The 24732-nt window shown below is 44.7% G+C and carries 25 protein-coding genes; 15 read left to right on the top strand and 10 right to left on the bottom strand.

Going from position 1 to position 24732, the window contains the following annotated elements:
- Window positions 1-3 precede the first annotated feature (3 nt).
- The 3 genes from tsaA (at window position 4) to B9G69_RS06235 (ending at window position 2559) form a co-directional block, all read left to right on the top strand.
- A complete protein-coding gene (gene tsaA, locus B9G69_RS06245; RefSeq protein ID WP_088616353.1) occupies window positions 4-714 on the top strand; it encodes a tRNA (N6-threonylcarbamoyladenosine(37)-N6)-methyltransferase TrmO in 711 nt (236 codons plus the stop codon).
- A 91-nt stretch (window positions 715-805) separates the two neighbouring features.
- The gene (locus B9G69_RS06240) at window positions 806-1792 is read left to right on the top strand and encodes an isopenicillin N synthase family dioxygenase (RefSeq protein WP_088616354.1); all 987 of its coding nucleotides are present in this window, start codon (window positions 806-808) and stop codon (window positions 1790-1792) included.
- A 41-nt stretch (window positions 1793-1833) separates the two neighbouring features.
- Window positions 1834-2559: a hypothetical protein gene (locus tag B9G69_RS06235; protein ID WP_088616355.1), complete on the top strand. Its 726-nt coding sequence runs from the start codon at window positions 1834-1836 to the stop codon at window positions 2557-2559.
- Between the two features lie 255 nt (window positions 2560-2814).
- On the opposite strand, the gene B9G69_RS06230 is transcribed toward B9G69_RS06235, so the two are convergent.
- From B9G69_RS06230 to B9G69_RS06215, 4 genes are all read right to left on the bottom strand, one after another.
- Window positions 2815-5496 (bottom strand): valine--tRNA ligase, encoded by a 2682-nt coding sequence (locus tag B9G69_RS06230; RefSeq protein WP_088616356.1) that lies wholly within the window; start codon window positions 5494-5496, stop codon window positions 2815-2817.
- A 223-nt stretch (window positions 5497-5719) separates the two neighbouring features.
- Entirely contained in the window at window positions 5720-6817 is a 1098-nt protein-coding gene (locus B9G69_RS06225) for a porin (RefSeq protein ID WP_088616357.1), read from the bottom strand.
- Window positions 6818-7063: 246 nt separating this feature from the next.
- On the bottom strand, window positions 7064-7399 hold the full coding sequence (locus B9G69_RS06220; RefSeq protein WP_088616358.1) for a rhodanese-like domain-containing protein: 336 nt from the start codon (window positions 7397-7399) through the stop codon (window positions 7064-7066).
- A 2-nt stretch (window positions 7400-7401) separates the two neighbouring features.
- On the bottom strand, window positions 7402-8616 hold the full coding sequence (locus B9G69_RS06215) for an MFS transporter (protein WP_088616359.1): 1215 nt from the start codon (window positions 8614-8616) through the stop codon (window positions 7402-7404).
- Window positions 8617-8645: 29 nt separating this feature from the next.
- Here B9G69_RS06215 and B9G69_RS06210 point away from each other — a divergent pair, with 29 nt between their 5' ends.
- Window positions 8646-9803, top strand: coding sequence for a hypothetical protein (locus tag B9G69_RS06210; RefSeq protein WP_254916967.1), 1158 nt, complete (start codon window positions 8646-8648; stop codon window positions 9801-9803).
- Here B9G69_RS06210 and B9G69_RS06205 read toward each other — a convergent pair.
- The 4 genes from B9G69_RS06205 to B9G69_RS06190 all read right to left on the bottom strand — a co-directional run bounded on the left by B9G69_RS06205 (window position 9783) and on the right by B9G69_RS06190 (window position 12265).
- Window positions 9783-10076 carry a DUF167 domain-containing protein gene (locus B9G69_RS06205; protein WP_416220931.1) on the bottom strand — a complete coding sequence of 98 codons (294 nt, stop codon included), beginning with the start codon at window positions 10074-10076 and terminating at the stop codon, window positions 9783-9785. The two genes, B9G69_RS06210 and B9G69_RS06205, sit on opposite strands and share 21 nt — an antisense overlap.
- 2 nt (window positions 10077-10078) lie before the next feature.
- Window positions 10079-10648: a DivIVA domain-containing protein gene (locus B9G69_RS06200; protein WP_254916968.1), complete on the bottom strand. Its 570-nt coding sequence runs from the start codon at window positions 10646-10648 to the stop codon at window positions 10079-10081.
- A gap of 59 nt (window positions 10649-10707) precedes the next feature.
- Window positions 10708-11535: a pyrroline-5-carboxylate reductase family protein gene (locus B9G69_RS06195; protein WP_088616362.1), complete on the bottom strand. Its 828-nt coding sequence runs from the start codon at window positions 11533-11535 to the stop codon at window positions 10708-10710.
- A gap of 79 nt (window positions 11536-11614) precedes the next feature.
- On the bottom strand, window positions 11615-12265 hold the full coding sequence (locus B9G69_RS06190; protein WP_265438009.1) for a YggS family pyridoxal phosphate-dependent enzyme: 651 nt from the start codon (window positions 12263-12265) through the stop codon (window positions 11615-11617).
- A 140-nt stretch (window positions 12266-12405) separates the two neighbouring features.
- Here B9G69_RS06190 and B9G69_RS06185 point away from each other — a divergent pair, with 140 nt between their 5' ends.
- Together B9G69_RS06185 and B9G69_RS06180 are read left to right on the top strand one after the other, a co-directional pair.
- A complete protein-coding gene (locus B9G69_RS06185; protein ID WP_265438008.1) occupies window positions 12406-12930 on the top strand; it encodes a hypothetical protein in 525 nt (174 codons plus the stop codon).
- Window positions 12931-12968: 38 nt separating this feature from the next.
- Window positions 12969-13682: a hypothetical protein gene (locus B9G69_RS06180; RefSeq protein WP_088615624.1), complete on the top strand. Its 714-nt coding sequence runs from the start codon at window positions 12969-12971 to the stop codon at window positions 13680-13682.
- Here the strand turns inward: B9G69_RS06180 and B9G69_RS06175 are convergent.
- Window positions 13679-14254, bottom strand: coding sequence for a Maf family protein (locus tag B9G69_RS06175; RefSeq protein ID WP_088615623.1), 576 nt, complete (start codon window positions 14252-14254; stop codon window positions 13679-13681). The genes B9G69_RS06180 and B9G69_RS06175 overlap by 4 nt on opposite strands.
- A gap of 29 nt (window positions 14255-14283) precedes the next feature.
- Between B9G69_RS06175 and B9G69_RS06170 the strand changes: the two genes are divergently transcribed.
- The 6 genes from B9G69_RS06170 to B9G69_RS06145 are packed head-to-tail and all read left to right on the top strand — an operon-like array spanning window position 14284 to window position 20980.
- A complete protein-coding gene (locus B9G69_RS06170; RefSeq protein ID WP_254916884.1) occupies window positions 14284-15192 on the top strand; it encodes a type II secretion system F family protein in 909 nt (302 codons plus the stop codon).
- A 2-nt stretch (window positions 15193-15194) separates the two neighbouring features.
- Window positions 15195-15542, top strand: coding sequence for a DUF192 domain-containing protein (locus B9G69_RS06165; protein WP_088615622.1), 348 nt, complete (start codon window positions 15195-15197; stop codon window positions 15540-15542).
- The gene (locus B9G69_RS06160; RefSeq protein WP_088615621.1) at window positions 15529-17160 is read left to right on the top strand and encodes an FHA domain-containing protein; all 1632 of its coding nucleotides are present in this window, start codon (window positions 15529-15531) and stop codon (window positions 17158-17160) included. Before B9G69_RS06165 ends, B9G69_RS06160 begins: the two co-directional genes overlap by 14 nt.
- The gene (locus tag B9G69_RS06155) at window positions 17160-18284 is read left to right on the top strand and encodes an FHA domain-containing protein (RefSeq protein ID WP_088615620.1); all 1125 of its coding nucleotides are present in this window, start codon (window positions 17160-17162) and stop codon (window positions 18282-18284) included. The genes B9G69_RS06160 and B9G69_RS06155 overlap by 1 nt, the downstream gene beginning before the upstream one ends.
- A 1-nt stretch (window position 18285) precedes the next feature.
- Entirely contained in the window at window positions 18286-20301 is a 2016-nt protein-coding gene (locus B9G69_RS06150; RefSeq protein ID WP_088615619.1) for an FHA domain-containing protein, read from the top strand.
- A gap of 1 nt (window position 20302) precedes the next feature.
- Window positions 20303-20980 carry a hypothetical protein gene (locus tag B9G69_RS06145; RefSeq protein ID WP_088615618.1) on the top strand — a complete coding sequence of 226 codons (678 nt, stop codon included), beginning with the start codon at window positions 20303-20305 and terminating at the stop codon, window positions 20978-20980.
- Here B9G69_RS06145 and B9G69_RS06140 read toward each other — a convergent pair whose 3' ends face one another.
- On the bottom strand, window positions 20981-22810 hold the full coding sequence (locus B9G69_RS06140; RefSeq protein WP_088617186.1) for a sulfatase-like hydrolase/transferase: 1830 nt from the start codon (window positions 22808-22810) through the stop codon (window positions 20981-20983).
- A 77-nt stretch (window positions 22811-22887) separates the two neighbouring features.
- Between B9G69_RS06140 and B9G69_RS06135 the strand changes: the two genes are divergently transcribed.
- From B9G69_RS06135 to B9G69_RS06125, 3 genes are all read left to right on the top strand, one after another.
- Window positions 22888-23517: a MotA/TolQ/ExbB proton channel family protein gene (locus tag B9G69_RS06135; protein WP_088615617.1), complete on the top strand. Its 630-nt coding sequence runs from the start codon at window positions 22888-22890 to the stop codon at window positions 23515-23517.
- A gap of 3 nt (window positions 23518-23520) precedes the next feature.
- Entirely contained in the window at window positions 23521-23925 is a 405-nt protein-coding gene (locus tag B9G69_RS06130) for an ExbD/TolR family protein (protein ID WP_088615616.1), read from the top strand.
- A 259-nt stretch (window positions 23926-24184) separates the two neighbouring features.
- The gene (locus B9G69_RS06125; RefSeq protein ID WP_088615615.1) at window positions 24185-24697 is read left to right on the top strand and encodes a hypothetical protein; all 513 of its coding nucleotides are present in this window, start codon (window positions 24185-24187) and stop codon (window positions 24695-24697) included.
- Window positions 24698-24732 lie beyond the last annotated feature (35 nt).

Raw genomic sequence — 24732 nt, 5'->3', positions numbered from 1 at the left:
CCTATGGAACCAATTGGATTTATAGAGAGTTGCTTCAAGGATAAGTTTGGAACCCCGCGCCAGCCAGGTCTGGTGAAAAGCGCATGGGCTAAACTAAGAATCCGCGCAGATCTTCAACCTGCAGAGGCGCTTCAGGGCTTAGAAGGCTTTAGCCATGTATGGTTGGTGTGGGTCTTTCACCAAAATAAAGTCGCTCGCTACCACGCCAAGGTTCATCCTCCACGCATGGGTGGAAAAAGTATTGGATTGTTTGCCACGAGAACTCCACATCGTCCAAACCCGATCGGCTTGTCATTGGTGGAGTTAGTCAAAGTTGAGGCAGACGGCATCATCGTGTCTGGCGCGGATTTGGTGGATGGCACTCCAATTTTAGATATTAAACCTTATCTGCCAGAAATCGAATCAATCCCTGATGCAAAAACAGGTTGGACATCGCAAGTTCAAAAAGATCCTATCCAGGTGGAGTTCACTGAGCATGCGTCAAAGTTGCTCGCGCAGTGGCAACAACGTAATCCTGACAAAAAACTGAAAGAAGTGATCGAGGACACACTGAAATTGGATCCTCGTCCTGTCGTTTATCGTGGTTACGAGGGGAATGACGGGGCTTCTTACAGAAACAAACATGCGGTTCGTCTATTTGATGGTGATGTACATTTTGAATTTGTTAACGCAAATCTTGTCACTGTTCTCGATATTCTTTTTACGCATAATTAGTTGCTGTTGCCTTTGGAATAAGCAAAGCGGTATTGTCCAGCCAAGTTCACAATTCATATTATAGATACTTCTTCCAAAGGGGATGATGACTATGAGAACGATCGAAACTAGCTCTCACGCCGAAAGCAGCACTCTTCGTAAAGTTCCAACATTGAGTCTTGCAAGTTACACGCAAGGTTCTGGTTCTGAAAAGGCCCGCTTCATCGATCAACTTTTCACAGGTCTTAAAGAATACGGTTTCATCATCCTAAAAGATCACAACGTCAAACCAGCTGATCTTCACAAAGCTTACGATCTTCTTGAAAAATTCTATGCTCTACCGGATGACGTAAAAAGATCCTACATCTCTCCGACTGCGGGTTTCCAACGTGGTTATACTCCATTTGGTAAAGAGCACGCGAAAGATTCTCCAGTGATGGATTTGAAGGAGTTCTGGCACGTGGGTCGTGAACTTGTGGTGGCAAGCGAGCTTAAGTCTGTTTATCCAGACAACATCTGGCCTTCTGAAGTTCTTCCTGAATTTAAGGATCACTTCTTGAAACTATTCGCAGCGCTCGAGGAAGCCGGTGACGTTATGCTTGAAGCTTTGACGATGCCTCTTGAGGTCGACAAAGATTTCTTTGCGCGCATGACGAAAGATGGAAATTCTATTCTTCGTTTATTGCATTACCCACCAATTCCTGAAGGTGTGGATCCTCGTTGCGTGCGAGCAGCTGCACACGAAGATATTAACTTCATTACGATTCTTCCTGCGGCAACAGCGTCTGGTCTGCAATTGAAAGATCGCGATGGCACTTGGTTGGATATTGACTCTGAACCAGATACGTTGATCGTGGATGTGGGTGATATGTTGGCTCGCTTGACGAATGACGTTTTGCCTTCGACCACTCATCGTGTGATCAACCCGCAAGATGGTACGAATTCCCACCGTTACTCGATGCCATTCTTTATGCATCCGCACCCCACAGCCATGCTAAGCTGCCTTCCTTCTTGTAAAGGTGCTGGAGCAAAGTATCCAGATATCACAGGGCAGGATTTCTTGATGCAACGTCTTCGCGAAATCGGTCTTATCAAATAGACCTCGTTGACGGGGAGCACAGATAAATCGATAGTTATAGAATGATGAATTCAAAGCAAAAAATCATTTTTCCCGTCGTTGTGGTCCTTGTACTAATCGCAGTGAGCGCTTTCATTCTTAAACAAAGAGCGGGGCATGCGGGACATTTTCCTGATGACATGCCTGCCTTTGATTACTCCACGGAAGATAAAACTAAAACAACACCTTCGGGCTTTTTACCAACGCAAATGGAAAGCCCTGCTTTGTTTGAAGCGTGGTCTAAAAACGCACCTTTGATGGGTGAGTGCTTGGGGATTGTAGTCACGCCGCCAACAGCCCAAGATGATTTGGCCATCACCGGCTTAAGCAAAATCGTTCGCGCAACATTTGGTGAAGTGTTGAATACACAAAACAAGTGGACCGTGGTGGATTATAAAACCAAATATGGAGAGATTCGTCGTGTGTATGTAGAGTACTCCACTGATCGCACGCAATCATTGGCCCGTAAGGTTCAACATTACACGATGTTGGTGACCGGTAAAGTTCGTGACATCCATTTGGATAAAGAATTGAACGACAATCCAACTGATCAAGAAATTCAAAATCTGTCGGCTGATGGAACTGTGGTTGCAACTGCAAGGTCTGTTCAAGTGAACTTCGCCAACGGTGATGAAATCAATTACGTGGAAAAAAACGGCAAGGTTCATTCTTTTATAGCGAGCCACTTAGGAAAGTATTATCGCTGCAGCGATGCGGATTCAGAAAAAATGGCCTGTTCTTGTAACTAAAATCAGTGAGGACAAACTTGTCAGTTTGCGCACCCGCTCCGGTTACTGATCGCGTTAAAGGTACGTCCTTACCGGTGGTGCTAGGTAACGACGTACGGTTTCCACTATCTCCATTCGAGCTGAAAATTTTAGCGTTGCTGCAGACGCCGAACGGGGTCGTAAAATAAAAAGGCTTCCAGTTACGGAAGCCTTTTTATTTTCATTTTATCGACTTTACATCACCCAGTATTTTAGAACCTGGCACCTTTTGGCATTTTACTGGAAGCGAGTCAGAGCATCTTTCAAAGACTCTAATTGAACCTTTGATTGAGCTAGCAACGCGCGGTCCGCTGCGATCACGTCCTCATCCGCATTTGCAACGAATTTTTCATTCGACAATTTGCCAGACAAGATCTGGATGTCCTTGTTGAATTTTTCAATCGCTTTGTTGATACGTTTGATTTCTTCGTCGAAGTCGACCAAGCCTTCAAGCGGGATGATCACTTTAACGTTGGCGTCTTTGACAACAACTGGAGCTACGGCACACTTCATCAAGTTACCTTCAGCGCCGATGTCCATTTTTTCCAAACGTCCCATTGTCATCAAAGCCGTGCGGTTGTTTTCCAAGATTTGTTTTACTTGGTCATTTACAACACCTAGACGCACGTTCAATTTGATCGCAGGGCTGATGCGGTTTTCCCCGCGGATGTTACGCATTGCTGTGATCACTTCTTTTACGATATCGATTTCAAATGCTGATTCGTTAGAAGCCAAGGCCAAGAACTCTTTATCGTTACGAGTTGTTGGGTATTGATCCACGATACAAGCTTCACCTCTGATAGGAAGTTTTTGGTAGATTTCCTCAGAGATAAACGGAGTGAATGGATGGATCAAACGCATAATACGGTTCAGAACTTGAGCGATTACAAGTTGTGTAGCCGCTTTTTCTTCGGCGTTGTTGCCATTCATGATCGGTTTCGTAAATTCGATGTACCAATCACAGAATTGATTCCAGATGAACTGATACAAAGCTGTAGAAGCGTCAGAGAATCTTTCTTGCTCCATGGCTTCTTCAACTTCTTTCGTCACTTCCGCAAGCTTTGTGATGATCCATTTATCGAACACGCTGATATGGTCTTTGTTAGGCAAAGCTTTAACGCCTTCAGCAGGTGCTTTGAAATCAGACAGATTTGAAAGAGCGAAACGAGCCGCATTCCAGATCTTATTCATAAAGTTGCGGTAGCCTTCAAGACGTTGTTCGCTGAACTTCAAGTCCTTACCCGAGAACAAGTGAGCTGCAAAAGTAAAGCGCAAAGCATCGGCACCGTGCTTGTCAATCATCTCAACAGGATCGATCGAGTTCCCCAACGACTTAGACATCTTACGGCCTTGAGAATCGCGAACCAAACCGTGGATGTAAACCGTTCTGAACGGAACATCACGTTTGAATTCAAGACCCATCATGATCATACGTGCAACCCAGAAGAAAATAATATCGTGACCAGTTACTAGGTAGCTAGTTGGGTAGAACGTTTTCAATGTTTCAGTTTCATTCGGCCAACCCATTGTCGAAAACGGCCAAAGAGCAGATGAGAACCAAGTATCCAAAACATCAGCGTCTTGGTGAAGATCGTGCTTACCGCACTTTTCACAAGCTGTTACATCAGTTTCAGAAACTGTTTGATGGTTGCAAGAGTTGCAATACCAAACCGGAATACGGTGACCCCACCACAACTGGCGAGAGATACACCAGTCTTCGATATTATTTAACCAGTGAAGATAAACTTTAGTCCAAGACTCAGGTTCAAAACGGATTGTGCCGCTTTCAACCACGCGTTTAGCTGGAGTTGCCAGTTGTTCCATCTTAACAAACCACTGCTCAGACAAGAATGGCTCAACCACAGCACCTGAACGAGAGCAGTGACCTACGGAGTGAACATGTGGCTCTTCTTTAACCAACAAGTTTTGAGCTTTTAGATCCTCAACCACTTTCTTGCGAGCATCTGCCACTTTCATGCCAGCGTATGGTCCCGCGTTTTCATTCATCTCTGCTTTTTTAGTTAAAAGATTGATGAATTCTAGATGGTGAGTCTTACCAATTTTATAATCGTTGAAGTCATGAGCTGGTGTGATTTTCACAACGCCAGAACCAAACGCTTTATCAACGTAAGTATCAGCGATAATTTTGATCTTTCTGTTGATCAAAGGAACGATCACAGTTTTACCAATCAACGCCTTATAACGTTCGTCATCTGGATGAACGCACAAAGCCGTATCACCCAACATTGTTTCTGGACGAGTTGTTGCAACTGTCAAGAAACCAGAACCATCTTCAAGAGGATAGTTAATGTGGTAAAGAGCCCCCTTAACTTGTTTGTGTTCAACTTCCAAGTCAGAGATCGCAGTTTCTAGAGGACCCGACCAGTTCACCAGGCGTTGACCACGATAGATCAAACCTTTTTGGTGAAGAGTCACGAATACTTTGCGAACGGCTTTTGAAACGCCTTCATCTAAAGTAAATACAGCGCGGTCCCAATCACATGAATCACCCAGGCGGCGCATTTGAGAATAAATGCGATTACCGTATTGGTGTTTCCAGTCCCAAACTTTTTCAACGAAAGCTTCGCGACCCAGTTCATGACGAGTTTTGCCGCCTTCTTTTTTAAGTTCACGCTCAACCACAGATTGAGTGGCGATACCTGCGTGATCCGTACCCGGCAACCACATGGTGTTGTAACCGCTCATACGTTTCCAACGAATCAGAATATCTTGAATCGTGTGATCCAAGGCGTGACCCATGTGCAAGAAACCAGTGACGTTCGGTGGAGGCAAGATGATAGAGAATGGAGGCTTAGTGGATTTATCCTGAGCTTTGAAATAGCCGGAATTTTCCCACCATTGATAAGTTCTGTTTTCTACATCAGCGGGACTGTAGCGATCTGAAAGTTGTTCTGACATGTGAATACCCCAAAAGGTCTAAATAAGGATTCGAAATCCCAAGATTTTTAACCGTTTGAGTCTATCAGATTCAAGCTCTATAAGATAGATCCAGCTCCCCAAAAGGTGCCTGCGACCTTCCTCGCGCGTTTTTGGGGATGCGTTGCGTTGAGCGTGATGCAAAAAAAGAAGGGAGGCTTTGGGGCCTCCCTCGATAAAAGTCTGTTTTGACGACCTTTTTTGACTATTTCAAGAAGTCAGCGTTCAAGCGAGCGCCCACTGTGATTTGGTCAACTTTGGCGTCTTTAAGGTTGTTCGCTGGATTTGCTCTTTCAGAATACTGCTGAGTCGTATTGCTGTAAGCAATGTGGTAACGGAAGTTTGTATCAGCAATCGGTTTGTATTCGATAACTGCACCGTAACCCATGAATTTATTAGTTCCATTGTTAGCAGCTGTACTTGTCTCAACTTTTTCTTGAGAAGAAGTTAGCTCAAGGCGAGGAGTCCATTGTTCCCACCCAGTGTAAGCAAACTTAGCGATGATCGAATAGATAGAGTCTTTAGCGCCGCCAGCGTCTCTTTTGAAATCTGACATTGTGTAATCAAGGCCAGCGTTCCAAGTTGGAAGGAATGTCCAGTTAACACCCGCAGAACCCAAAGTGTATTGGTCTTTAGTCACATAACCAGAACCCATGTGGTAAGAAGCCATAACTTTCAAAGATTTATCCATGAAAGCGCCTTTATAGATTAGACCTTCCATCATCGCGTTTGATTCTGCCGCAAGAGTCGATGTTGTTGCACCACCCGTTGTGTCTGGAGTTTTGAAAGCAACCAGAGACAAGTTTTGATCAGGAGTGATGCTCCAAACAAGTTTCGCACCGACTACGTATAGTAGAGTGCTTGTACCCAAGTAAAGACCGCTCAATGCACCTGCAGGGCCTGTTTTAGTATAGGCTTGAGAAGTAAGGTACAAGTCAGCGCCAGAAGTTTGAGACTCGAAAGCGCCATACTCAGAACCCAATTTACCGATTTGCAAAGCGAAGTCGCCCATCTTGTGTTGCAAGTAAGCGAACTCAAGAGCTGTTTGAGTTGCATCAGCAGTCGTTTGAGGAGCACCCGTTTTATTGTAAGCAGCACGAAGACGGAAAGAAAGGTCGTCGTTTACTTTACCTTGGTAATCCAAACGGATTGTTTTGAAATAAAATTTGTTTGTGTCATGCAAAGAAGAGTCCGTATACGTAGACGTATCCCAGTCTCCACGAGCATCAAAATTCAAAGAACCTGCATTAGCTGCAGATACTGCTGTTGTCGTTGCCAAAGCGGCTAGTAAAAACTTTTTCATTAAATGTCCTTCTATAAAAAGTTTTGGTTAGTTTGTTCGTTATGTCCGTTAACGATGTAATTATGCTATAGACAAATTCTATGGCCAACAACCCTTTAATAGTTATGTCGCTTGCCGGTGCTTCGCGTGGATGTGCTTGGGGTTTGACAGCGGAAACAGTTTGAAAAGATCTAAAAAAAAAACGTGACGGAAATCTAACCAAGTTCTGTTGTAATAAAAAAAGGGGATCACTGAATCCCCTTTTTATTATTGTTGCATTCGTTCTTTTTCGATTCCGGTTATTCCGTCTTTCACTGTGTAGACGTTGTTGAAACCCTTAGCTTCCAGTGCCTGTACAACCGGGGAGTACTGCGAGCCATTTTCGTCGATCAAAACGATGGGATAATGTGAAGGCAATTTTCGATTAATAACTTGTTCAACAATCTCGGCAGTAGTTCCAGAGATTTGGCAGTTGTCCAAGTGCATGCCCTCTAGCTGACCGTACAAAGATTTAACATCAACTCCTAAGTTCACAAGAACCATTGGAATGCGGCCTTTGATCAAATTATTGAATTGAAAGTAGCCCAGTTGTGAAATGTCCATGATTAACCTACACGTGCGTGATCGGGGATCAGCTTAAAGTTTATAAGTACAATTGCCAAAGCGATAAATGCTAGCACACCCGAAGTTAGGAAAGGGGCAATTGCCAACACTCCATAAAGTGCACCACCCAATGCAGGCCCGATGATACGTCCCAACGAGGCCATGCTTTGCGTGACGCCCATCGCGGCACCTTGCTCTTTGGAATCGGTCAACAAGCTGATGCTGCCCAGGATAGATGGATTTGAAAGTCCGTTTCCTAAAGAAAGAAGTGTCATCGCAATCGCCATGCCGAAAAGAGTATTTGAAAATGCAATCGTCGTTAAGCCTACTGCAAAACAAGAAAGGCCGATGCGCAGAACTTTTCGTTCACCAATTTTAGGAAGCAAGCGACGAACCAAGAAACCTTGAGTGAAGATAATAATCACACCGATGTAAGCAAAACCAAAGCTCACTTGTTTGATCGTCCATTGAAATTTATCACCCATGAACAAAATCAAAGTCGCTTCCATGCCCGACATCGCCAGTGACGATAGCAAGAATACAGTCATTAAAGCGCCAACTGTTTTAATGTTCAAATAGTGCCACATAACAGAGAAACGTTTTTTCTTAGCAGCGGATTCACTTTTCTCTGATAATGATTCTTTAAGAAATTTGATACCGAACAGGAAGTTTGCAAAGCACAGTGCGGCCACCCAGTATGCAGAAAATGAAGTGTCGAAATGGGGAGCTTCATTAATGTGATGGCCCCACACCGCTAGCAATCCTCCAAGCGCAGGACCAACCACGAAGCCCAAACCGAATGCAGCGCCAATCAAAGCCATGCCTTTGGAACGTTCGTGTTTTGGAGTGATATCTGAAATGTATGCGGAGGCGGTCGACAAGCTTGCACCAAAAAATCCCGCAAGAAGGCGAGCCACGAATAGCATTTCAAGACTGCGAGCCCACGCGAACATGATGTACGAAAGGCCTTCACCGAACAGACAAAAAAGTAAAATCGGACGGCGGCCCATGCGATCGCTTAAGCGGCCCCAAAAAGGAGAAAACAAAAATTGCATCAATGAGTAAACGGAAAGCAGCAGACCCGTTTGCAAAGCAGTGGCGCCAAAATTCTTACTCAATAATGGGATGATGGGAATGACTACACCAAAGCCCACAAGATAAAGGAAAACCGTAAAAAAGATGATAGCGAGCTGTGATTTGTTTGATGTCGTGGTCATGGGCTTGTTATTATTAGGAACTTATGAAAATGGCAAATAATCTTCAATGTTTGAGTACGATCCTGATCAGTTTAGTTATGGGCAGTTCCTCGGCTCTGGCCTTTGATAATTACAAAGAGTTTCGCCGTGATCGTTGGGATTTTGAGCTGGGCACGAATTTCTTTTACTCCGAAGCCAATTATGAAAAATTCGGGGAGGGAACTACCAATCTAACCAGTGGAAACCATTACCAACTTTTGGATCTGGATTTCAGCACTCGCTATATGCCTTCCAAATCGTGGTCCGTCTTCGCAATGGTCTCAATGGCTTCTTCAGAAAGCAAAAGCTCTGTCGCAACGCGCACTAATACAAGCCTGACAGACGTTGCGGGTGGTTTTGATTTCATAATGTACGACGGCGTCCTGCAATTAGTCCCTGAATTAGGCGTTGTAGTTCCGCTTCAAGAAGTTAATGGAACAGGGGATGAGTCACTCAATTCAGAAGGTGTTTTTGAAACGTGGGGGCGAGTCACCGCTCAAAAAGATTTTGGTACCGCTCGCCTCCATGGGTGGATTGGTTATGATTATCGTGCGGATGGCAGATCATCGGTGATGCCGTGGGGAGGTGGTTTGCAACTAAAAGCAAACTCATTCCGATTCGGAGGAGAAGTAATCGGTAGCCAAACGATCTCTGACGACAAAGATAAAAGTACTCGTTACGTGAGAGTCGCTTATCTGCAGTCGGTGAACGCCGGTTCCTACAAGTTTTATATGGTGAACCCGACGTCCATCGATACTTTGTTTTATGCGACTTGGAATGTGGATCCAAAATGGAGTTTGCAAGTTAATGGCGGAGCGACAGTGGCGGGTGAAAACACCGCAGCTGGTTACCACATCGGTGGTTTCATCCGTTATAGTTTTGATTTAACGGAAGGGTATCGCCAAGAGCCTTACATGGCGCCAGCAGCTTCACCTTCTCGCAGATCATCGCCAACCCCATCAGGTCGTTCCAATATGTATGATCGCTCTGACACAGAGATGAGTGCGAAAAGCACTCGCAAGTTCAGGGAGGCCACAGAAGACGGCGTTGATCAGCAGCAGTTTAAACCTCGCCCAACCAAAAAGGCACAACCGAAACCCGAAGTGAATATTCAAAATGAGTTGGATAAAACTGAGTTCGAAGTTGAATTAAAACGCGGCGGTCACTAACTTATGGGCGTCGTTCAGTGTGATGCCTTCAATATCTACGGTTTTCTGTCTGCCGGTATCGCCTTTAACCAAGGCGATGTTGCGTTTAGGTACTTTAAAAAATTTTGAAAGATATTCGATAAGTTCCGAATTGGCTTCACCATCGACAGGTGGAGCAGCAATCTTTATTTTCAGCATTCCATTGTGGGGACCCACAATTTGATTTTTAGATGATTTGGGCTGAATAAAAAGGTGGAGCCGAACTCCACCTTTAATTTCTTCAATCACAGATATGACTACTCAGCAGATAGCGGAGAGATATTTGTCGAACGAGTGTTGCCTTGGGAACCGGTATTTGTCGTATTCCCATTAGTGCCACCACCAACAAAATTTTGGTTTTGCAAATGCATTTGCGGCATATACTTTTCACCTTGTTCAAGCAAAGAAAGATGAGCCTGAGCCAATGCTTTCAAGTTTGCTTCAAACTGCATGCGGGCGCGCTTCAATTCATTCACTTCTTGATACATGCGTTTTAATGAATCGCGTGAATCACGAGTGATGATCTCAGCTTTTTGATTAGCATCTGCCGTGATAAGTTTTGCTTCACGTTCAGCATCCTGGCGTAAGCGATCCGCCATTTGAGTTGCTGTAGCAATTGTTTCTTTAAGAACTTGATCGCGCTCTTTGTATTCCATTAAAGAAAGTTCTTTTTCACGAAGAGCTTCTTTAAGAGCGTTTCTTTCTTGGATCAAAGCTTCCATTTGTCCTGCGACCTGTTGGAGGAAATCCATAACCTCATCAGTGTCGAGACCCATCATTTTTTTACCAAATGATCTGTGAGCTATATCAATGGGTGTGATCTTCATTCTGTTCCTCCTTGAACAATATGAAATAAGGATAAAAGTCTACCTGGGGCCCGGCAAGGTTATTTGATTTCCCGGGCCATTTCTTTGTTTCTCATCGCGGCTTTTTCAAAGCTGATGCGAAGAGCGCGCTCGATTTCAAGCTCTCTCATGGACTGAAGTCCAGCCGCCGTGACACCTTTCTTGGATGTCACGCGGGCTTGAAGGTCTTCGACATTTTCACGAGCTTGCGCGGCTAGCAAAGAGGCTCCTACAAATGTTTCAATTGTCATGACGCGGGCTTCTTCAACAGAAAAGCCGTGTTCTTCAATCCAGTCCTGCCAGTACATCATCATCTCAAAAACGAACCCAGTTCCGCTGGAGCAAGAAATCATCAAAGCTTCGAATTGGTCTTCGTCGTTAACTTTGATGACTCGGCCCAATGGTTCAAACAAATCTTCAACCGTACTCTCTAAGGCGTCGTCGTCGTCATCATTTAAAAGATATCCAATAACTCCTCGCCCGATGACGGAAGGAGTATTTGGCATCACTCGCGCCAGTCGAGCACCGTTTAGAAATCTTTCTAGTTTTTCCATGCGAATACCAGCCGCAACGCTAATTACGATTTTATTTTCGTCAAAAGCGCGGCCGACAGGTTCCAGCGCCGTCAAAAGATCTTGAGGTTTGACCGCCAAGATAATGATGTCGCAAAGATCAATGAGTTCCTCATTGTTTTTCAGAGAATTGATTTTGTACTGTTCAACCAGTTTGACCAATTTTCCGTCTGATCTGTTTGTTGCGTAAATGTGATTAGCAGGAATTCCGCCTTCGATAAGGCCTTTAATCATGGCTTGCGCCATATTGCCTGCACCCAGAAATCCGATTTTTTGAGCTTTGAGCAGTGGGTTCATAGATTCATCCTACCTTCAGCAATGGAATTCGCCAAACGAAATCATCCACTATGTCAGACTCCGCCGAGAAGTATTTCGGTTAATTTCTTGCGCCAAAAAGAACCGTGCCTAAACGCACCAGGGTGGCGCCCTCTTGAATGGCGACTTTATAATCACTGCTGGTTCCCATCGAGAGCATTTTAAGTGGGTGTCGTGCAGAGTCCGTTGTTTTAGCAAGGTGTTGTTGAAGCTCGCGCAGCTCCTTAAAATAGGGGCGCACATCTTCACCGGTTTCAGATAATGGCGGCATGGTCATAAAACCATCGATAGTTAAATGGGGCAGTTCGATCAGTTCATTCCAGCACGCCATTAGGGCGCTTTTGTCAAAACCACTTTTACTGTCTTCGCCTGCAAGGTTCACTTGAATCAGAATGCGTTGAGTGACTTTCTTGCTTTCGCATTGGCGGTTGAGGGTTTGGGCAAGTTCTAAAGAGTCCACCGAGTGAATCAACGCAAATTGGCCAACCACGTATTTTGCTTTGTTCTTTTGAAGATGACCAATCAAGTGCCATTCAATATCTGTTAGGTCTTTAAGTTGATCTTTTTTGTCTAATGCTTCCTGAACATAATTTTCACCGAATTTGCGCTGACCTTGATTGTAAAGACCGCGGATCTTATCGATCGGCTGAAGTTTCGAAACGGCAAGAATTTTGTCGGCGCCGACTTCAGCGCGAATGTCCTGAAAGCTCATAACGAAAACCTAACAACCTTTTTCTAAGACTGCCATCTTTGCCGCAATGCGAACTCATTAATTCCCAGAAATTCCAAATCAAAAATACCATCGCTACTTTTTTCTTGACCAAGGTTGGGGGTGCTCATATAACATGGTCCATGTACCGCTCCTCCCGTCGAATAGCGATATACAGTTCTGAAGACCCTCGGCTGCGAAAGCAGTTCGGGGGTGCGCTTTTAAAAAATAGCAATGCTAAAAAGGCGCGCCCCATTACCACTAAGCATGCGATGCATGTGGTGTTGCAATCGAGTCAAGCAAGGGGCGCGTGGTCGTTTCGAAATCACAAAAATTGGAAAAAGATTTCACAGATTCTGGTGGCGCAAGCTCGCAGATATCAAGTTCAGTTGCGCGAGCAGGTGAATGGTGGTGATCACATTCAGCTGGTTTTAAAAATCAGAAACAGAGAATTATTCAATCGTTTTATGCGAGCAATCAGCGGCATGATCACAATGAGTGTGACCGGTGCTGCCAAGACGCGGGCATTAAAGGACAAGTTCTGGGATTATCGTCCTTGGAGCCGGGTTGTGTCCCTAATTCGTGGATATTCGGTGATACAGGATCGACCTTTGCAAAAATACTTGGTCGAGCATAGGATTTTTGAATTCAAAGAAGCACCAGCCTGAAATAAACTAAATGCGATTCATCATCTTGTGGAGGCTTCATGTTGAAGAAGATCGTTTTGGTATTCGCATTGCTTTTATCTGTTGCTGCAGGAGCTCAGGAAAGATCTGCTGACGAAATAGCAGCTATGAATGAAAGTTCAACTCCTGATAAAGACACTCATAATAAAGACCAAGGAAATAACTCTGACACTCACAGCGGGCATTTTGTGATGGGTGCCTATCTGAACACGTTAAGTCAGATGAAATTCAAGGACGCGAAAACGACAGTTGGCGGAAATACCACAACCGGTGAGTACGATTTGAAAACAGGACCCAGTATTGGAGTCGACGCTCATTTCGTTTTTTGGGGTAAAAACCACTGGGGATTTTCGGTCGGTGGATTCTTTGACTTAGCTCACAAAATCAAAGATGCAAGTATGGCCGTTTTTGGTACCACTAAAGAAGCCTATTTAGGAATTTTAGGTTTTGAAGGAAACGCGATATACCGTTTCGATCGCTGGTATATTCCTTTCGGTATCAACACAGCAATGCCCGTTGTAGTAATCGACGAAGGCGAAGTCACTGATGTCGACGGCGGCGTTGGTATCCAAGCGGGGGTGGGTTTCTTACTGGGATCTTCAAAGCGCAATGCTATCGAAGCAAAAATTCGTACAATGTCCTTCGGATACGTTCAAGAAATCAATAACATCAAAGTGGATACCGAGCGCGGCACCGGCGCCAGCGTAAGCCTCGGTTGGAAATTTGTGTTCTAGATTTTAGCCAGCATTTCTTTGACCAGTTGAACTGGAAGGCCCACGACGTTGTCGAAAGGGCCTTCAATTTTTTCAACGAACTTTCCACCCAGACCTTGAATTCCATAGGCCCCAGCCTTATCCATGGGTTCCCCTGATTCAATATAGGTCCAGATTTCTTCATCATTAAGTGCTTTGAAAAAAACTTGGGTCGTTTCAATTTGAGACAATTCGTTCCCAGAGGCCGAGTCGATCACGCACACTCCGGTCTGTACCAAGTGGGTTTTCCCAGACAAACGGCTAAGCATTTTGAAAGCATCATCCTTGTCCGAGGGCTTACCTTGCAGTTGACCCTCGTGAATCACCTCCGTGTCGGCGGAAATGAGAGTAAACTCCTGTAATTTACTGGACTTTAGGTGGGCGAAAGCCGCTCTCGCTTTACGTCTGGCGATGTCCAAAATCTGCTCCGTAGCATTCAGGTTTTTGTCAGGAATTTCCGATACTTTTACTGATACTACGTCGAACGAAAATCCTGCTTCTTGAAGCAGTTGTTTGCGACGCGGAGACTCTGAAGCCAGGATCAATGTTTTCATGAGTCTGACTAGAACACGAAGAGGCCAAAATGGGAAGCGCAGAATTAATGCTGATTTTGGGTTTGCTCCTAGCAGGAGTGGCGGTATTCCTATTCGTAAATTCTATCTTTGCAAGCAACGCGGACAAGCAACAATTGTCTTGGGCAAATAACGACGAGCCAGCTAAATCAAAAAATCCAGTCATCAATTTCTCTCGTCCGTTAGTGCACCAATTCACCTTGCAACATGCGCTGAGAATTCGCAGTGAAAGCTATCGTAAAAAAGTTCGCAAGTTCATTATGACCTCGGGTCTATCCCGAGAGTTGAATGAAGATGAGTTCATCGGATTGCAATTACTGTGGGGAGTGATGTTCCCAATCTTTTTGATCATCATGAACTTCTCGCTACAATTGGGTTTGTCGATTCCAATGTGCGTTGGGGTGGGTTTGATTGGTTTTTACTTGCCGCAAATTCACGCCAAGGGTGAAAAGAAAAAACGAGAGCTGTCAGTTCGTGCAGATCTTCCGTTCTTTATCGACCTTTTGGCTTTGTCAGTGGAAGCGGGTCTGGACTTTTTCTCGGCGATTCAAAAAATCGTGGATAAGTCTGTAGGCACAGAAAGTGTGTTGGCTGAAGAGTTTGGAATTGTTTTGAAAGATATCAAGATCGGTGCTTCGAAAACACAAGCGCTCAAAGAAATGTCAGAGCGTCTGGACATGGGCGAGATTACAAGTTTCGTTGCGGTCTTGATCGATGCGGAGGCAACAGGTGCCAGCATTTCGCAAGTTCTGAAGGATCAGTCGGAACAAATGCGTATGGAGCGTTTCGTCCGTGCAGAAAAAGCCGGTGCGAAAGCGTCTCAAGCGATTCTGATCCCGTTGATGTTATTTATTTTACCGGCCGTGTTCATTATGGTTTTTGGGCCGATAGCGATTTCATTTATGTATGGAAGCAAATAGTGATGAAGAGACTTGAGAACTCGACAACTAAAATCACTTTGATCCCAAATCTGGAGGTTGCAGATACAATGCAAACTCGTGGTGTGGGTTTATTGGGTCGTAGTTCTTTATCTGAAGATCACGCGTTGTGGATTTTAAGATGCAATAGCATCCATACATTTTTTATGAAGTTCGCCATTGATTGTGTATTTGTTGATAAGAATTTGAAAGTGAAAGCTATCTATAAAGATGTGAAGCCTTGGAGATTGGTTTTTCCCGTCTTTGGTGCAAGATCAGTGTTTGAGATGGCTTCAGGTGTAAGCAGCAAGTTGAACATCAGAGTGGGAGATCAGCTCAATGTGGGCGCTTAGAATTTTGTCCGGCCCTCAAGCCGGCGGCATTTTAGAGCTAAAAATGGGTCGCAACCTTGTCGGTCGCGCACCTAATTGTGATATTAAAATCACAAGCCCTGGTGTTTCCAAAGAACATAGCGAGATCGTGGTTTACAGCGACAAGATTGTCGTCACAGATTTGAAATCAAGTAACGGAACTTATTTAAACGGTGTCCGCATGCAAACCGGTTTGATGCGCTTAGGGGATAAGTTGGGTATTCATGATGTCTTAGTTGACATCATCCCAGCCCCTGAAAAAAGAGCTCAAGCTCCGGCTCCGATGCCACAGCCAGGTTATGGTGTTCCTGGAATGTCAATACCACAAGGTATGCCTCAACCAATGGGAATGCCGGGAATGCCACAACCAATGGGCGTTCCAGCGGGACCTGCGCCTGAAGCAGCACCAGCATATAATCCTGGAGGTTTAAAAGCTCTTTGGGAAAGATTCCAAGAGTATTTGGATCGCGTGGCGTTGCCAGGTGTTTATAAAATTCCGACGTTCCTTGAGTTCCGCATGGTTCTTTTAGGCTTTGTGGTGATCTTTATTTTTGTAACGACATTGTTGGCGATGATACCGATGGTACAGATCACTCGCGCAAGTATCGTGACGGAAAGTAAACGTCGTGCGGCTTCGATAGCGAGAACATTGGCGACGATCAACCAAGCAGGATTATTGCAAAATAACTATTCTTCTTTAACCACGAATCAAGCTGAATCTGAAGATGGTGTGAAGCAAGTTCTAATTGTGCAGCAGTCTGATGGTATGATCTTAGCTCCAGCATCTCGTGCGGGAACGACGCCTGACTTGCCGTTCGTGCATCAGGCTCGTCGTGAAATGCGCCCTGAAACGGTGGAAATTGATTCATCGACGATAGGTGCAAGTTTCCCTATTGGTCTATTTGATCCAAATACGGGCGAACAATCCATTAAGGCCCACGCCATCGTTCTTTATGATATCGGCAGTATGGCCTTTGATGACGGTCGCGCGATCAGTTTGTTTATGCAGACTTTGGTCATTGCGTCTTTAGTTGGTTTGATCTTGTTCTTCTTTATGTACAAGTTGGTGGAGTATCCTTTGATTACTCTGAATCAGCAACTTGATGCCGCGATGAGAGAGAAAAACGACAACACAAGCGTCGATTTCATCTTCCCACCGCTGCAAGCATTGATTGGTAATATCAACAGCCTTCTAACTCGTTATATCCATGGCGAAGGTGAAGGCGGTGGTGGTGGAATGGGCAGTTTCGTCAATAAAGATGGCGAAGCAGAAAACTTGGTTCAATTGATGGGTTTCCCGGCGATTGCGATTTCAAAAGACGGTCGCATTATGGCGGGCAGTTCTTCTTTTGGCCAAGTGGCGCGCACTGAAGTCGCGCAGCTATTGGGGCAACAATATCAAGCCATTCCAGATATCGCGTTGATGCAAAATATTGATAATCTCATGAATAAAACACGCGAGAACCCACGTGTGATTCATACGGATCAGTTGGAATTTAACGGCCATCCTTGTGTATTAAGTTGTCAGGGTATGTCTTCACAGCCGCATGAAGTGGATTACTTTGTAATCACTATTTCGCCGGCAGAGGGAGGCTCTTAGTGTCAGCGGCACCTAAGGTAAAAGACGCATTAAAGTTTGGAATTGAAGTGGTGAAGGGCCCGCACACGGGCTTGCGCCTTTCTTTTGCAAACGGCACAGCGACTATTGGCCGTGGACCAGAGAATGATATCGTATTGGCGAATGATCCCCGCATCAGTCGTCAGCATGCGGAAATCCGTCAACGTGGAAGTGAATTCCTGATCGTCAATTTAAGTCAGAAAAACTTTGTCATGTTAAATGGCGAAAGTGTTCAGTCCGAAATCTTGCAAAAGGGTTCGGTGATTCAAATAGGTGATTCTGAAATTCGATTCCTGCCGGAGACGGTTGCGGCAGCAGAGCCTGCGATTCCTGTGATGCCATCGGCGGGTGCTGTTCCAGCAGCTCCGACTTTGCGACCGGTAAGTCCTTCGGGAATGCCGAATATGCCTGCCGCTGGAATTCCCAATATGCCAGCTGCAAAACCAAGCATGCCACCGGGCGGGGTAAGACCCCAGATGCCAATGGGACAACCACAAGGTGCGGGATATCAGCAACAAGCACCTCGTCCAGCTCCTCGCTCTCCAGCAGGTGGTGGTCCACTTTCAAATCCACGTGTAAGATTCTATGGAATCATTGCGATCGTGGGCATTGCTGGGTATTTCTTCTTTGCAGGGCCGAATAAAGCTGCGAAGGATCCGAATGCATTCCGTTCTTCCGCAATTAGCATGAAAGACGTGCAAGAGGCAGAAAAACGCACTCAAGAGTTAATGAATATTAAAAAGGAAAAGTACGACTCTGTTCAGTATAAAAGAGCACAGGAAAACTTTATCCGTGGATTCCGTGATTTCCAACAAGGCCAGTACGCGCGTGCGCGTGAAGCCTTCCAAGTTGTGTTAAATCTAGATCCAGAAAATGAACTGGCAAAACGTTATTACCATTTATCGAAAATCAAATTCGATGAATTGGTGAAATTCAATTTGATACAGGGCAGTCGTTATCGTGAAAAGAAAAACTGGCGTATGTGTCAGTCTAATTATTCGAACGTGATTACAATGTTGCAGAATCGCCGTGATGACCCAAGTTATAAAGAAGCAAAACAGTTCTATGAGGAATGTACATTAAATCAGGAAGGAGGACGATTGTAGTATGGCTCATCTGATCGTTCGTCTTCGTGGTAAGACGGTTTATAACATGCCTTTGGAAGAGGGGCGTACGTACGTAGCAGGCCGTAAAGAGGACTGTGATATTGTGTTGCAGCCTGAAAAAGGTATTTCCCGCGAACACTTTAAGATTGTTTCTGAGGGTGGTCAGTGGACTTTGCAAGTGATCTCTCGCTATGGCGATGTCATGGTGAATGGAGAACCCACTCAACAAGCCACTTTGGATCACGGTTTTGCATTTACAATTTCTCCTTATGAATTTGATTTCTTAATGTCTTCAGCCAGTGCGCATCCGGCTTCTATGGAAGCGGGGCCTGTCAATTCAGAGGCAAGTTACTTGCCCGTCGTTCAAGGCAGTGAACCTGGCGAGGAAAAAACCATTGTTGGCGCGGCTCCAACCGCAGCCTATATTAAGATTGTCGATTCAAACAATGATGCCAAAGAAATGATTCGTTTGGATGATGGCGATTCTTGGATTGCTGGTCGTGATCCATCTTGCCACATTCAAATTCGCGATCAACGTGTCAGTCGACGTCAATTTGAACTTCGTCGCAACGGCAATCAGTATCAGATTATTGATTTAGGAAGTGTGAACGGAACGCTGTTAAATGGTAATCCTATTTCTGCGACAGATCCGACGAATATTCGAAGTGGGGATGCGATCACTGTACTGGATAATTACTTGTACTTTGAATTGCACGATGCTCATTTCCAAAGTCGTTTAGACATGGTCAAGGTGGCTCCGCCAAACCCTCTTGTGCAGATGGCAACAAACGCATATCCATCAGAGTATGATCAGCAATATGGAATCGCTCCTTATCAACAACAAGGTGGCGTTCCGATGCAGTATCCGGGCGGTTATGGTCATATGCCAGGTCCGGTGGCGCCAGCTCCAGAAGTAAAAGCCAAATTTGATTTTCAAAAGCACCGCCCGAAACTTATTGCGGGAGCGATAGTGTTCTTGGCAATCGTGTATCTTTTCGCGGGTGGCGAAAAGAAAGAGGGACCTGTACAAGGTGCAGGACCTGTTGCAGCTCCAGGTTCTCCACAAGAAGTATTTAATAAACTAAAACCTGAGCAACAGTCTTTGATTCGTCAGCGTTATAAAGACGCTAAGAATTTATACATGCAGGGTAAGTATCAATTAGCTCAGGACGAGATCACTAAGATTCAAGATTTAGTACCGGACTATGAAGATACTAAAGAGATCCAGCGTTTGGCAAAAGAAGCCGTTTACTTACAACAGCTTCAAGAGCGTAACGCACAGATTGAAAAAGAAAAGGCAGAAGCTGAATTGAAAATTCAGAATCAGGCCGCGATTTGCCAAAAGAAATTAAATCCAAATATCACTATGGATGAAATGGATTCATGTATTTCTTCTGTGATTCAATTCAATCCGGATCACCCAAAGCTTTTGGATTTAAAAGTTCAAGTAGAAGCTTTGACGGCGGCACGTGATGCTAGAAAAGCTCAACAGGCCGAATATCAATCTCAAGTGTCGCGGCTAAAAGGCTTGTTTGCAAAAGCGCAACAGCTTCATAAGACATCTAAAAAACCGCTAGATATCATCGATGCTTATGACAAGGTCGTCGGATCTAAATTACCAGACCCAGGCGGTTTAAAAGGTCAAGCAAGCAGAAGCATCGCTTCCGTGCGCACGCAAATGAACCAAAGAATTGCTAGCAACTTGGCTCAATCAGACAAGTTGTACCAAGCAGGAAATTTGAAAGGCGCAATCCTTGCTTTAAGACAAGCTAAGGTGATTGACCCCGAGAATCCGGAAGTTCCTGCTAAGATTGAAAAGATCGTCACTGAGCTTCGTAAACAGATGATGACTCTTTATCAAGAAGGCATTCTTGAAGAAAGTTTTGGTAACGTCGAAGGCGGAGAATCCAAAGCTGGCGCCAAAGAAAAATGGAAAAAAATCCTAGAGCTGGATATTCCAGATGGCGAATATTATAAAAAAGCTTACATCAAATTGAAAAAATACGGAGCTATGTAAGATGAAACTTCAAGAGCGTTCCTACAGCAGCAAAATCATGCGTCCGAAGCCTCAAATTCATGTGGAAGAAGACGGTTCGTTGATTGTTGTCGTGACGGCTTGGGGACAACCAGAGCATGGCGAGCGCGCATTGACCGAAGTGGTTAAATATGTAAGCGCTGCCAAGGCAGACGTCGAAGTCACGTCGCCCTTTGAGTTTTTAACTTGTATCAGTGATGAAGCGAACTATGTTCGCACTGCGCTGATGATTGCAAATGATGCTCTTTATAGAGGTGAAAACCGCCGAGAGTACGCTTCTGGTGTCGAGATCTTGGCAATTTTCAGAAGAGGCTCCCAAGTAGCCTGGGCTCAAGTAGGAGCACCAAGTATTTTCGTACAAAGACAAAATCAACGTTTGCAACCTTTAAGTGTGGCTTCTGATCTGGCATCAGAACTTCGTGAAGGTGTCAGTCTTCCGCCCCTGCCTGCACAGCTTTTGGGGCTTGATCCCACAGTGAACATTCAGACGGGTCACACCCACGTCGCCGAAGGTGATAAGCTGGTCTTATTCGCCGGAACTTCAGTGGCAACCGCTTTGTGGGGATTGCAATCCTATCAAACAGATCTAAATAGTATCACTCAAGCTATGGTTCACGAAGAGCCTGAACTGCCATTCTGGTTAGGTCTTATCGCAGTTTAATTATTCTTCTTGATCAATTGTCGCTAACGACTTGTAAACTTGCGCGCGTATTTTCGCGTATTCCGGCAAATGCAAAGCTAATTCCGCTCGGGAAGGCGCATAGTTGTTTTCACGTGAAGTGTCCCAAATCAAACCCAGACCAATATTGGTGCGTTGAATCTCTTGATCAAGCATGTAGTTTTTAAACGACCGCTCAAATTTTTTCCGTTGAACTTCCTTTGAAAGGCCGCGTACGTCCCAGCGAAGCCAATCGACCAATTCAATAAAAAGCTGATCGTTGCAAGCCTTAAGGTGTGAACTGTCGATTTCCTTCATGGAAAGCATGTCTACACAGGAATCGCTGCTCTTTTTGATGTTCTTTATATTCAGATTTTTTTCAGCAACATATTGCCACAAATTGACATTGTTTTTAGTTCCCAAACTGCGCAAAGTTTCCCAGTCTTTTTGGTTCAAGGCGACTTGCGCAGTCCAATTCAGGATATTAATACTTTTGTTGTTACTGTTGCTTAAACGTTTTAAATCTCGCAAAAGTGCTGGCTCTTGATCAGCTCGCGTCCAGCGATCATAGGGGATACTGAGTTTTGCCATCCACTCATCGTTCGGTGGAGTATACGCTGGGAATTGATGTTTCTTAATCAAACTTTGAATGCGATTGGTTGTAGGCAGCAAACTCTGTTGCAGGAGCGGTAGAGGATTTAACTCCATGCGGTCAACCAATGTATTGAATAATTTTGGTTGAGCATCGTTCACGTACAAAACGTGATGAGAAATTGCTGCTGTTCTAAGTGGCCCTGCATTTTTCCAAAGGGACCAACCGGATTCAATAATAAAGGGACGATCTTCAGGCCAATCTACGGCCACTGTATTTTTAAGAACACTTGCTAAGGAGTGAGCCGGAAAATCGTTGCTCTCTTCATTTTCCACAAGGCTTTCCCCCAGAAGCTCAAATAGTGTTTTACCGACGTCTGCTAAATTCACATTCTGATCGACTTTACCAGAGATGCGCTCGTCACCTTTTTTTCTAAGCTTGGGCTTAATGAATAAAGCGACTTGGGTATTTTCAGAGTGTAAGTTCAAAGTTGGAAGCTCGCGATGCTCTCCGTTATCGTGACCACTAAGCCCCACAAGGACAATCGTGGTGTTATCCCAACGACGTGCCGTTTTCATTTGTGCGAATAGTTCGTAAAGGCTTTCATCAAATTCGTCGACTTGGGATTCAAAGCTCAGATTCCTTGTCTCTCCCAATTCAGTGGTCGTCACGGTATTGGTGAATTGCAAATCGGGTGCATAAATCACGCTGAAATAAGAGCCGTTGCCCACATCGTGACGCAACCACTGTAAAAAGCTTCCAACATTTTTTTTAAAGGGGCGAAACAGATTTGAAAATCCCGGAACCAAATTGTCGTCAAAAAGTTCGAAGCCCTGATTTAATCCTGAACGGCGAAAGATGGGTGCTCCACCCGTAAAAAAACTTGTGCGATATTCTTGATGAACGGCAACTTCTGAAGCGAGTTCAATTTCGGGGGCCATTCCAGGCCCACCATTGTGGCGCACATTATGTTCGAAGGGATAAAGACCTGTCAGAACAGAGCTCAACGCAGGTGCGCTGAGAGTGGAAGTCGTAAAAGCATGAGTGAAACGAACTGACTCATTGCAAAGCAACTGAAAACCAGACTTAGACCCGGGTGCTCCATCATGAGAGCACGAGATGTCAGAAACGGCGAGATTGTCTGCAGCAATAATGAGAATTGAACCCTTGTCACTTGATTGGCAACCAATCTGGACCAGGCTCAGTGCGCATAGTGCGAAGGCTAAAATGATTCTCTGCATATCTTGACCACGTGTCATTGATCTAGAGATAATGGATTAATAATTTTTGCTAGTCAAAGTTTTGAAAGGACAGCTCGATGCTTGCAGAGAAAATTTTTGGTGTTGCTCATTTGGCCGATCAGGTTGTGTTGTGGTTATTGCTTGTTCTCAGCATTTTAAGTATCGGGATGATTCTTGAAAGATTCTTTGCTTTAAGAAAAGTTTCTTCTGAGTCTCAACGCGTACGTGCCAAAATTAAAATGGCGCTTCAAAGCAACAGTGTTGAAGATGTTGAAGATATTGCGAAAGATCCCGAGTCGTTGGAGGGTCGCGCTGCTGGCCAAGCTATGAAGCATTTGAAAACAAATGGCAGCAAAGGTTTGGAAGAAATCTTTAATACCATTGCACTTACAGAGCGCCCTGATCTTGAAAGATATTTGAACTTCTTGGCAACATTGGGTTCTAATGCTCCTTACATCGGATTGTTCGGTACAGTTTTGGGTATCATGAAAGCCTTCAATGACTTAGCAACGACTCCAGAAGCTGGTCAGCAAACAGTGATGGCGGGTATCTCGATGGCGCTAGTGGCGACAGCAGCGGGTCTGTTCGTGGCGATTCCAGCAGTTATTGCCTACAACTATTACAGCAAACAAGTGCGCGGCATTTTCAACTCTTTAGAGAGTGTGAAAGAATTGTGCCTTGCTTACGCTAAGAAAAAAGGTGTTTAAGCCATGGGAATGAAAACTGGAGATAACAACGAAGCCATAGCGGACATTAACGTTGTCCCTCTGGTCGATATCATCCTCGTGGTACTGATCATCTTCATGGTGACGGCTCCAATGTTCATCAAGCCTTCGATCAATGTGAATTTGCCGAAAGCCGCAAGCGGTGATCAAACAGCTCCAAGCAAGTTGAATATTTCCCTGACAGCAGATGGACGTATCAACTTAAATGGCAGCTTCGTTGATGAGGCAACGGTAAAAGCAAAAGCGACTGAAGAAGTGACTAAAAACACCGAGGTCCAGGCGATCATTTCTGCGGATAAAGATGTTCCTCACGGAAAAGTGGTCGGGCTTCTCGACATCGTGAAAGCTGCCGGAGTCAAAAAATTCGCAATCAGCATCGACAAAAAATAAATCTCAAAATGAAGGCCCTCTTACCACGAGGGCCTTTTTCTTATCCGCTCTGGGTGTAGTTTTGCGGGACTAAGAGCGAAATTTTAAAAATATTTTCTCTCTGAAAGCTTCAAGTTGGCGCTTCAATTTAGAACTTTCACCGTTTAAAGCTCTTTAATTGGCAACGAACAAATGCTTCACGACCTTCGAGGAGTCTCCAGAGGAGAAATCTCAATATGATACGCCTAAAGTCTGGCTCAAGGACGCCGATTAGGGATTCATGTTTAAGAGAGCTGCATCAGAAATTCAATTTATCGCAATTACATTCATCCTTGTCGTGTTGTTGGGTGCTCGTACGTTTGCGAGTCTGACTGAAGAGGGTGAAGCTGAAATCTCTCAGGAAACAAAATCGGCAATGATTAAAGAGCCGAACACTCGTGCTCCGGCCTCATTGCCACCAACGACAGTCGCGCCACAAAGAGTCGATTCTTCGTTGCACCAATCAGCGGACATCGATTTGAATTGCTCTAAAAAGAAAAGCAGTGCTTTAGAAATTCATGCTGGATACGTTCAGCTTAAAGGTAAAAGCTGCGCGCGTGGTGTTCGCATGGGCGAAATCCAAATCGTGAACAAAAGCAACGGCTACACAGCTTCCGTGTTTGACCGTGGTTCTGACAAATATCAAACAGACCTGATTCAACTTCAGCCGGGAGAAAATGAAATCTCCATCCGTTATGAAAATGCGGGACAAAAGGTTGAGGAAATCATTCGTGTAAGCTCTACCAAAATTTAAAACTCGTTTATTTTTTTTGTTTTATTTCGCACAAT

It is taken from the genome of Bdellovibrio sp. SKB1291214 (assembly GCF_002209355.2).
Classification (GTDB): Bacteria; Bdellovibrionota; Bdellovibrionia; order Bdellovibrionales; family Bdellovibrionaceae; genus Bdellovibrio.
Note: the sequence above shows the minus strand (reverse complement) of the source record. Positions and strands in the feature narration are given on the sequence as shown.